This window comes from Ruegeria sp. BG6 (genome assembly GCF_056538465.1).
In genome coordinates this window covers 130,041-140,164 of sequence record NZ_JBQFTB010000014.1, presented here as the reverse complement: position 1 = coordinate 140,164, position 10,124 = coordinate 130,041, and the positions used below count along the sequence as shown (strand labels likewise).

At 58.7% G+C, this 10,124-nt stretch carries 8 protein-coding genes; 4 read left to right on the top strand and 4 right to left on the bottom strand.

Features of this window, described 5'->3' with window-relative positions; all coding sequences use genetic code 11:
- The first annotated feature begins 282 nt into the window (after positions 1-282).
- Positions 283-1,044, top strand: coding sequence for an NAD kinase (locus ACR0JW_RS20305; RefSeq protein WP_170609519.1), 762 nt, complete (start codon positions 283-285; stop codon positions 1,042-1,044).
- Between the two features lie 277 nt (positions 1,045-1,321).
- On the opposite strand, the gene ACR0JW_RS20300 is transcribed toward ACR0JW_RS20305, so the two are convergent.
- The 4 genes from ACR0JW_RS20300 to ACR0JW_RS20285 all read right to left on the bottom strand — a co-directional run bounded on the left by ACR0JW_RS20300 (position 1,322) and on the right by ACR0JW_RS20285 (position 7,687).
- Complete coding sequence (locus ACR0JW_RS20300) at positions 1,322-2,764, bottom strand: amidase family protein (RefSeq protein ID WP_170682351.1); 1,443 nt, start codon at positions 2,762-2,764, stop codon at positions 1,322-1,324.
- A 94-nt stretch (positions 2,765-2,858) separates the two neighbouring features.
- Positions 2,859-4,748: a propionate-CoA ligase PrpE gene (gene prpE / locus ACR0JW_RS20295; protein ID WP_170682409.1), complete on the bottom strand. Its 1,890-nt coding sequence runs from the start codon at positions 4,746-4,748 to the stop codon at positions 2,859-2,861.
- Between the two features lie 231 nt (positions 4,749-4,979).
- Positions 4,980-5,369 carry a GFA family protein gene (locus ACR0JW_RS20290; RefSeq protein ID WP_170609522.1) on the bottom strand — a complete coding sequence of 130 codons (390 nt, stop codon included), beginning with the start codon at positions 5,367-5,369 and terminating at the stop codon, positions 4,980-4,982.
- A 44-nt stretch (positions 5,370-5,413) separates the two neighbouring features.
- Entirely contained in the window at positions 5,414-7,687 is a 2,274-nt protein-coding gene (locus ACR0JW_RS20285) for an NADP-dependent malic enzyme (RefSeq protein WP_170825339.1), read from the bottom strand.
- Positions 7,688-7,923: 236 nt separating this feature from the next.
- Between ACR0JW_RS20285 and ACR0JW_RS20280 the strand changes: the two genes are divergently transcribed.
- The 3 genes from ACR0JW_RS20280 to ACR0JW_RS20270 all read left to right on the top strand — a co-directional run bounded on the left by ACR0JW_RS20280 (position 7,924) and on the right by ACR0JW_RS20270 (position 10,121).
- Positions 7,924-8,559 carry a hypothetical protein gene (locus ACR0JW_RS20280; RefSeq protein WP_170682353.1) on the top strand — a complete coding sequence of 212 codons (636 nt, stop codon included), beginning with the start codon at positions 7,924-7,926 and terminating at the stop codon, positions 8,557-8,559.
- Complete coding sequence (locus tag ACR0JW_RS20275; RefSeq protein WP_170682354.1) at positions 8,528-9,625, top strand: cupin domain-containing protein; 1,098 nt, start codon at positions 8,528-8,530, stop codon at positions 9,623-9,625. Before ACR0JW_RS20280 ends, ACR0JW_RS20275 begins: the two co-directional genes overlap by 32 nt.
- 103 nt (positions 9,626-9,728) lie before the next feature.
- The gene (locus tag ACR0JW_RS20270) at positions 9,729-10,121 is read left to right on the top strand and encodes a cytidine deaminase (RefSeq protein ID WP_170609530.1); all 393 of its coding nucleotides are present in this window, start codon (positions 9,729-9,731) and stop codon (positions 10,119-10,121) included.
- The last annotated feature ends 3 nt before the right edge of the window (positions 10,122-10,124 follow it).

Sequence of the window (10,124 nt, the reverse complement as noted above, 5' to 3'; positions counted from 1 at the left end):
GCTCGATTTCATCGCGCTGGCGCCCCAACTCGGACCGGATCGAGCCGAAAAGCTCAGGATCACGATCCGAAAGAGACTGGGTGAAAAAACCGGTGTCACGAAGATTGGCGTTCATGGGGGCTCCACATGGCTGGGAATAATCTTGCGGATTTCCTATCGGAAACGACATACATGCAAAAGTCGTAAAGCGACGAATTGGCCCGTTATGGCGTCAAGTCTGGCCTATCGGGGAAAGGTATGTTTGTTTCGGAACCAAATGTGCAGCACCGGAAACCCGTTTACATGATTCAGAGAATCGCCTTTCTTGCCAGCGACGCCAAGGTGGCCCAGATTGCGCGGGATGCGCTGGTCGCCCGATACGGCAATGCCGCGCCTCGGGACGCAGATGTTGTGGTCGCGCTTGGGGGCGACGGGTTCATGTTGCACACCCTGCACAACATGCAACATCTGGATACGCCGGTTTATGGCATGAACCGCGGAACCATCGGCTTTCTGATGAACGAGTTCAGTGAAGGTGACCTGATGGAGCGGTTGGCCGCCGCCGAGGAGGAGGTCATCAACCCGCTGGCCATGCGCGCCATGGATCAGTCCGGCAAGATGCACGAAGCGCTTGCAATCAACGAAGTGTCGTTGCTGCGCGCCGGACCGCAGGCCGCGCGGCTGAAAATCAGCGTGGATGGCAGGGTTCGCATGGCTGAACTCATGTGCGACGGTGCATTGTTGTCCACGCCTGCCGGATCCACTGCCTACAACTACTCGGCCCACGGCCCGATTCTGCCGATCGGGTCGGATGTTCTGGCGCTGACCGCGATTGCCGCATTTCGCCCGCGCCGCTGGCGCGGCGCTCTGTTGCCCAAGATCGCGCATGTCAGGTTTGATGTGATCGAAGCGGATAAACGCCCGGTCATGGCGGATGCGGATTCGAACTCATTCCCAGACATAGATTGGGTTGAAATCCGGTCCGAGCCGTCAATCACACACCGAATTCTGTTCGATCCCGGCCATGGTCTTGAGGAGCGTCTGATTTCCGAGCAGTTTACCTAAGCTGTCCAGTTTGAACATTTTTTCGGTTTGTGTGAACCAGTTCACAGGAAAGTGCTTTATCATTCGTTAATCTGAACTTGCCCGGAGAACACGCTAAGGCGGGAGTGAGTGGCCGCCAACAGCGTATTCGAAATGATTGCGCAGTTTTCGCGCTGGCGAGGGTGGGTGGTGCTACGCTCGTCATCAGAAATTCGGGCATATTTTAGTATGCGGACCCCGGGCACAAAAACCCGGGGTCTATTTTTGTCAGCTGCGTTGTCAGGGTTTAGGCCGAGGCTCAGCGTGCCCCTGATTCCATTCTGTCCCACAGCGGAAAACACATCTGTCCGACGCGGGCTTCGATCGCGGCCGCGGCATCAACCGCCAGGTCCTCACGCCACCGCCGCGCAGCGATCTGCACATTGATCGGCTGAGGGCCTTTAGGCAGGCTGGCAAGCCGGGCGGGAACGCATGCGGCCGGCAGACCTAGAAAGTTCATCGCGTACGAGTACACGGCGCAGCCGAGAACCTCGTGAACACCTTCGGCCCCCTCTGTGTCACGATCGGGTCCAAAGAAGGGTTGCGGCAGAAATGGGGACAGAACCAGCGCGTAGTCCTCCATGAACAGTGACCATTGCCGTGCATAGTGGCTGCGTTCCGCCAGCATGCGGATCAACTCGGTTCCCACGATCGGCGGAAATTCCTGGAAGTACACCTCAAAGACATCCCGGATGGTCTGCGACCCGACCGCTTCGATGTCGCTTTTCATCAGGGTCAGAACCTCGCCCATCAGTGCGCGATACCCATTGCGTCCGCAGTCGAACACATCCGGCGTTTCGACTTCGTCTACCTGATAGCCCGCGTCCGTCAGCGCATCGCGTGCGGCTTCCAGCGCCTTTTCAACTTCGGGGTGCAGGTCGTAGCCGTATGTGTTCTTCGTAAATGCAACCCTGATCGGGGTATCCGGGTTCTCGGTCCGCCAGGGCAGGGGAACGTGGAACGGATCCCGCGGGTCAGGGGTAATCAGACAAGGCATGGACAGGTGCAGGTCGGCAGCAGAACGTGCGATCAGCCCCTGCACCGACATGGACTGTGCCAGTAACCCGCGTTCGGCCTGTTGGCTGGGGTTCCAGGCTGGTACCCTGCCCAGACCGGGTTTGACCGTCACCGCGCCGTTGGCAGCTGCCGGAAATCTCAGACTGCCACCGATGTCGTTGCCATGGCCCAGTGCGCCGATGCCGGCCATCACTGCAGCGCCTGCACCGCCAGACGACCCGCCGGGCGAGATGTGCCTGCCCCAGGGGTTGTGCGTGCGACCATAAAGCGGATTGTCGGTGTCCGCGCGGAACGAGAATTCAGGTGTATTCGTCCGGCCGATCACGACCGCGCCTGCCTTCAACAGATTGGCTACCACCGGAGCATCGTCGGGTGCGATAACATCCTTCAGGGCAGAAACGCCGTTTGTTGTCGCGTGGTCCTTCTGGTCCACATTGACCTTGATGGTGACGGGAACACCGTGCAGCGGGCCTGCAGGCGCGCCTTTGGCGCGCGCCTTGTCCAGTTCTCGTGCGCGTTCAAGGGCTTGCACACTCAGGTCGTCTACGACCGCATTCAGGTCCGGGTTGATCTCGTGCATCCGGTCCAGCGCGCCTTGCACAGCGGCCTCGGCGCTCAGTGCGCCGCTGCGGGTTTGGCTGGACAATTCGGTGGCGGTTAGTCGCCAGAGTTCTTGATCTGTCATGGGCCCTCTCTGTCTCAGAGTGACAGTAGGGGGCCGGTAACAGGTTGCAAGCGAAAGGCGAAAAGCGGGCGACGGTTTGTCGCCCGTTTCTGGGTTACTGAGCGTAACCGATGGTTTTCAGGGCTTCGGCGATCTCATCCAGAATGGCCGGATCGTCGATGGTTGCGGGCATCTTGTAGTCCTTGCCATCTGCAATCGAGACCATGGTACCCCTAAGGATCTTGCCCGACCGTGTCTTGGGCAAGCGGTCGACCACGACAGCAAGCTTGAACGCCGCAACAGGCCCGATCTTTTCGCGCACCATTTTGACGACATCCTGCACGACCTCGGCGTGATCTTTGTCGCAGCCGGCGTTCAGGCACAAAAAGCCAACTGGCATCTGCCCTTTCAGCTGGTCCGAGACGCCGATGACCGCGCATTCGGCGACGTCAGGATGGGCGGCCAGGACCTCTTCCATCCCGCCTGTGGACAGGCGGTGGCCGGCCACGTTGATCACGTCGTCTGTGCGCGCCATGATATAGAGATAGCCGTCTTCGTCGATCATCCCCGCGTCACCGGTTTCGTAATAACCGGGGAACTGATCCAGATAGGATTTGAGGAACCGGTCCTCGGCGTTCCAAAGGGTCGGCAGAGTGCCGGGCGGCAGGGGGAGTTTGACCGCGATGGCCCCAAGCTCGCCCGCCTGAACCGGGTGGCCTGCCTCATCCAGAATCTGTACGTCATATCCTGGCATCGGCTTGGCAGGTGATCCCAGCTTGACGGGCAGTTCCTCGATCCCCAGCGGGTTGCCGGCAATGGTCCAGCCCGTTTCGGTCTGCCACCAATGATCGATCACCGGAACTTTCAGTGCGTTCTGCGCCCATGTGATCGTGTCCGGGTCTGCGCGTTCACCTGCCAGAAACAGTGCCCTCAGGCAGGACAGGTCGTAATTCTTAAGCATGTCGCCAGAAGGGTCTTCGCGTTTAACAGCGCGGATGGCCGTCGGGGCGGTGAAGAAGCTGCGCACGTTGTGTTCAGAAATCACCCGCCAGAAAGTGCCTGCATCCGGGGTGCCGACCGGTTTACCTTCGAACACGATCGTCGTGTTGCCGTGGATCAGCGGCGCGTAACAGATGTAGGAGTGACCGACAACCCAGCCCACGTCCGAGGCGGCCCAGAACACATCGCCCGGATCAACGTTGTAGATGTTCTTCATTGACCAGTTCAGCGCCACAAGATGCCCTGAGGTAGGGCGCACAACACCTTTGGGCGCGCCGGTCGTTCCCGACGTATAAAGGATATAAGCCGGATCGTTGCCATCAACTGGCACACATTCCGCCGGTTCAACGCCGTATTGGAAACCATGCCAGTTGAAATCGCGCCCTTCGATCAGCTGCGCCACTTCCTGTTCGCGCTGGAAGATGACGCAGAATTCGGGCTTGTGACTCGCCATCTCGATGGCGCCGTCCAGTAGCGGCTTGTAGTGCACCACCCGACCGGGTTCCAGCCCGCAAGACGCCGCGATGATTGCCTTTGGTTTCGCGTCGTCGATCCGAACGGCCAGTTCATTGCTGGCAAAACCGCCAAACACGACCGAGTGAACAGCCCCCAACCGCGCGCAGGCCAGCATCGCCTCAAGCGCTTCGGGGATCATGGGCATGTAAATGATGACCCGGTCGCCTTTCTCGATCCCCTTGGCCCGCAGTGCCCCGGCCAGCGTTGCAACGCGGTTGCGCAGCTCGACATATGAGATTTCGCGTTTTGTATGGGTGATCGGGCTGTCGTAGATTATGGCCGTCTGCTCACCCCGACCGTTTTCAACATGCCGGTCCACCGCATTCCAGCAGGTGTTGACCTTGGCGTCACAGAACCATTCATAGAGCGGGGCATTGTCGTCAAACAGCGCTTTGCTTGGCGGCTGTACCCAGTCGATCCCCTTGGCGGCGTCCATCCAGAACGCCTCCGGATCGGATTTCCAACTCTCATAGATGTCCTGATAAGCCAAGGCGTCGTCCTCCTCAAAATCCCTTGCCAGTGTGTTAGGCATCTGCCGCCTGTCGGACAAGCGGCTGAAATGACGACGCGTCAGTTTACCGCGAATTATTTGCAGATACCGGGAAAATGGGCTGCAAAGTTTTGCAAATCGCCTTCCCGATCAAGGTGAATTCGCAACAAAGCCTTTGTTTTGCAAAACTGCAAATTATTAGTTGCAAATGGCCGCGGAATCACGGAGCGTTCAGTTTCCGGTCTTGGCGTATCGGGGCAAGCTGTCCTGAATATCCAGCCACGGCAGGTGATCTGTATGGAACACGTGAAACCGGGGCGAAACTGTTTCCGGGTTTTCCAGCGTCGCGATGTAAAGGTGGATGTTCACCGTGTCCCCTGCATTGCGGTACGCCATCTGAGTTCCACAGGCCGCGCAGAACAGCCGCTCGACATCCGGAGATGAACGATAGACCGCAGGTGGATCGCCAGACCAGGTCACCGATTCATGCGGCAATCCGAAAAATGCGGTAACAGGGGCGGCGCAGTTGCGGCGGCAATCTGTGCAGTGGCAATAGCAACTCCACGCTATGTTGCCGTCACTTTCCCAACGAACGGCCTTGCAGTGACAATGCCCCTTCATGGTGCCCCCTCCCGAAAACGGCGGCCTATGTCAGAGCCAGCCCATTAACCGTAATGCGCAACCGGAGTTCCGGCAATGGCCGCCATGTTCAACAAGCCGCGCGCCGTGATCGAGGGCGTCACGATATGCGCCTTGTTGCCCATGCCCATCAGAATGGGGCCGACCTCGATTCCGTCCGCTTTCATCTTCAGAATGTTTCGCACCCCGCTGGCGGCATCCGCGTGGGCAAAGATCAATACGTTGGCGGCGCCCTGAAGGCGCGAATTTGGGAAGATACGCGAGCGAAGCTCGGGGTCCAGCGCAACATCCAGGTTCATTTCACCTTCATAGGTGAAGTCCCGAGGTTTGGAGTCCAGAATATCCAGCGCGGCGCGCAGACGCTTGCCAGAACCTTCGGCCTGATTGCCGAATTGAGATTGCGAGCAGAACGCGATTTTCGGCTCAAGCCCGAACCGCCGCACGTGGCGGGCCGCCCCGATTGTCGTTTCGGCAAGTTCTTCAGGTGTGGGCAGTTGCCGAACATGTGTGTCGGCAATGAAAAGGGGACCGTCTTCCAGAATCATCAGGGACAGCGCGCCCTGCGCACGAAGATTTCCGTCGTCCAGAACCTGTTCGACATAGTTCAGATGCCAGCGGTATTCGCCAAAGGTGCCACAGATCATGCTGTCGGCTTCTTCACGCTGGACCATGATGGCGGCAATCGCGGTCGTGTTGGTGCGCATGATCGCCTTGGCCAGATCCGGTGTAACGCCCCGGCGCTGCATGACCTGATGGTAAGAGTTCCAGTAATCGTAGTAACGCGGGTCGTTTTCCGGGTTCACGATCTGAAAATCCTGCCCCGGCCGGACAGTCAGGCCCAGCTTTTCGCAGCGTGCATCGATCACCTCGGGTCGGCCAATCAAGATCGGTGTTTCCGTAGTTTCTTCCAGGATCGCCTGTGCCGCGCGCAGAACCCGTTCGTCTTCGCCTTCGGCAAAGACAATTCTGCGCGACGCTGCGGCTGCGGCCTCGAAAACCGGACGCATCAGCAGGGCCGATTTGAAAACGGTCTGGTTCAGGCTTTCCTTATAAGCCTCGATATCCGAGATCGGCCGTTTGGCCACGCCACTGGCCATTGCCGCCTTGGCAACCGATGACGATACAACGCCCACCAGACGCGGATCGAATGGTTTCGGAATCAGATAATCCGGCCCGAACGTCAGTTGTTCTCCCTGATAGGCGGCAGCGGCTTCCGCGCTGGTTGTGGCGCGGGCCAGTTCGGCGATGCCATCGACGCAGGCAATCTGCATGTCATCGTTGATCTCGGTCGCGCCGACGTCCAGGGCACCGCGGAAAATGAAGGGAAAGCACAGCACGTTGTTGACCTGATTGGGAAAATCGCTGCGGCCCGTTGCGATGATCGCGTCCGGAGCAACCTCTCGGGCGGCATCCGGCAGTATCTCAGGGGTCGGATTGGCCAGGGCAAAGATGATCGGGCGCTTGGCCATCTTTGCGACCATCTCGGGCTTCAGGACATTCGGGCCGCTGAGTCCCAGAAATAGATCTGCATCGCCAATTACATCATCCAGTGTGCGCAGGTCCGATTTCTGCGCGAACTGATCTTTGTGGGGGTTCATATCTTCGGCCCGGCCTTCGTAGACCAGCCCATGAATATCGCACAGCCAGATGTTCTCGCGCTTGACCCCCAGTTTGACCAGCATCATCAGACAGGCAATGCCCGCGGCACCGCCGCCAGTTGACACCACCTTGATGTCTCCGAACTTTTTGCCGGCAACGTGCAGGGCGTTCTTGGCCGCGGCGCCAACGACAATGGCCGTTCCGTGTTGGTCATCGTGAAATACCGGGATGTTCATCCGCTCGCGGCACAGTTTTTCGACAACAAAACAATCCGGTGCCTTGATGTCCTCCAGATTGATGGCGCCGAAGGTCGGTTCCAGTGCGCAGACGATATCCGCCAGCTTTTCCGGGTCGGGCTGGTCCACTTCGATATCGAAACAGTCGATACCAGCGAACTTCTTGAACAGAACCGCCTTGCCTTCCATCACCGGTTTCGAGGCCAGTGCGCCAATATTGCCAAGACCCAGAACCGCGGTGCCGTTTGACACGACACCCACCAGGTTCCCGCGCGATGTGTAAAGCTCGGCATTGGCAGCATCCGATTTGATCTCAAGGCTGGCCTCGGCCACACCGGGCGAATAGGCACGCGCCAGATCGCGGCCATTGGCCAGCGGTTTGGTCGCTTTTATCTCAAGTTTTCCGGGCTTCGGGTGGGCGTGATAGTCAAGCGCGGCCTGCCGCAGGCTGGGTGTGTCGGACATCGGTGAACAAGCTCCTTCCCGGAATTTGGTTTAGTGTTAAACTATATTTTCTGACTTGGCTATGCGGTCTAATGCGTAGGCCGGAATTGGCCGAGAGTGACAGGCTGGTTGAAATTGTTCGTGGTTCTTTTACACGGAGTGGACTTTCACTGCAGCGAAGCGCAAAATCAGGCATGAGCATAAAAGACAACATACGGCCGGAGAAGGCCGTTTCAGGCAACCAATCTTCATTTGGAATGGAAAAGTCCGGATTCCGCGTGGCAATCGCGCTGATGGCCCTGATCCTTTGCGCCGTTGTGATTTGGCCCCTGCAGGCCGAGCAGCTCAACCAGGAAGGGGGGCCGTTCGAAACGATTTCGGCCGCCGCGCTGCTTGCTGCCGGGCTGGCGGCACTGGTGCGGTTTCCCGGATTGAAACGTCTGTACATCGGTGTGACCTGCCTGCTTCTGGCCGAGCGAGAGCTGGAAGCAGACATTTATTCCGAAGGAACCGTGCCGTTTATGATACTGAGCGGCCTGGATGACATTCTGGACATGACGCTGATCCGGTTCGTGCTTGCGGTCATCATACTGGGCGGTGCCATTTGGCACGGGGTGCCCAACGCACGGCTTGCGCTGAAACAGCGCGCGCCGTTTTTGCTGATCTTCGTTCTTGCCGGGCTGTCGGCTGTGGTGGCCCAGCTTCTGGAAGAGGTCTCGGGACTTTTTGACGAGACGCTGTCCCCGATTATGGCGATCCGTCTGTTTGCGCTGGAAGAAACGCTCGAGATGTTCTTTTCGATTGGCATTTTGGCCTCTGTTCTGATCGGATGGCCCAAATCGAATATTGAAGAGAAGCCTGATGACCAGCAGCAAAAGTCCGACACTCGCTGAATTCCGTCTGCCCACGAACGAACTGCGCGACGACATCCCATTTTATACCAGAACGCTGGGGATGCGGATGGATATGATCTATCCCGCCGATGACCCCCGCGTTGCGGTGTTTTCGGGCCACGGCTTGCGATTGCGCATCGAAAAGGACGCGCCCGAGGCGCCCGGGACCTTGCGAATTCTGACCGAAGATCCGGATCGGTTTGCCGGTGGCGAGCGTGTGCTGGTCGCCCCCAATGGAACTCGCATAGAAATTGACGACCGCAACCCGCCGCTGGTGATGCCGGAAACGGTGCATTCCTTTGTCGTGCGCAGGCTGAAGGATCAGGCGCCGTGGATCATTGGACGGGCGGGTATGCACTATCGCGATCTAGTGCCTGATCGGCTGGGCGGGTCGATCATCGCCAGCCACATCCGTATCCCCGATGGCGGCCCGGTGCCCGACATGGTGCACTTTCACAAGGTCGGGTTTCAGCTGATCTTCTGCATCCACGGCTGGGTCGATGTTGTGTACGAGGATCAGGGCGAAAAGATGCGCCTGACGGCGGGGGATTGCTTTATCCAGCCTCCGGAAATCCGTCACCGCGTGCTTGAGGCATCGGACAATGTGCAGGTGATTGAGATCGGTGTACCCGCGGAACATGTCACGGAAATCGATCATGACATGGATCTGCCCACCCCCCATTACCGGCCCGAGCGGGAATGGCAGGGGCAGCGTTTTGTGTACAATCAGGCCAAGGATGCCGCGTGGGGGGAGTTCCGCTTGCCAGGTTATATCTGCCGGGACACCACAATTGCCGAAAACACTAAGGGCGTTGCCGGGGTTCAGGTGGTAAAACGGGGGCAGGGCGAACCGGACTGGGCGAGCCATGATACCGATATCCATTTCACCTTCGTGATGAACGGTCAGGTAACGCTGGAAGGGGAAGGACGTGAGCCCTATCGGCTGGAACAGGGCGACGCCTTTGTGATCCCACCGGGGATGCGCACGCGCCTTGCGGACCCGTCCGATGATGTAGAGCTGCTGGAGGTCACATTGCCCGGGACCTTCAGTACAACGCTGGGTTAAGCCAAGATCGGATCAGGAAACATGCGCCGGGGGCTTCAAATCCCCCGGCTCTTTCCATTAGGGTATGGCATTCTGACCAGATGATCAAAAATTGGGAATCACCATGCCTTTGAAAGACGCCGCCCTGTCCGTCCGGGAAAACGCTTACGCGCCGTATTCGAAGTTCAAAGTGGGCGCGGCGATCCGGTCGAAGTCCGGAGTGATCTTTTCCGGCTGCAACGTGGAAAATGTCGCCTACCCGGAAGGCACCTGCGCCGAAGCGGGTGCGATTGCCGCGATGGTGGCCGCAGGTGAGCAGGAACTGACCGAGGTTTATGTTGTCGCCTCAAGCCCGCAACCGGTACCGCCTTGTGGCGGATGCCGTCAGAAGCTGGCGGAATTCGGCAAGCCGGACGTCAAAGTGACGCTTGCGACAGCAACCGGAACTGAGCTTGAGACAACCATCGGACAGCTTCTGCCCGGCGCGTTCGACGCCTCTCATATGGAGGACGTCTGAGCC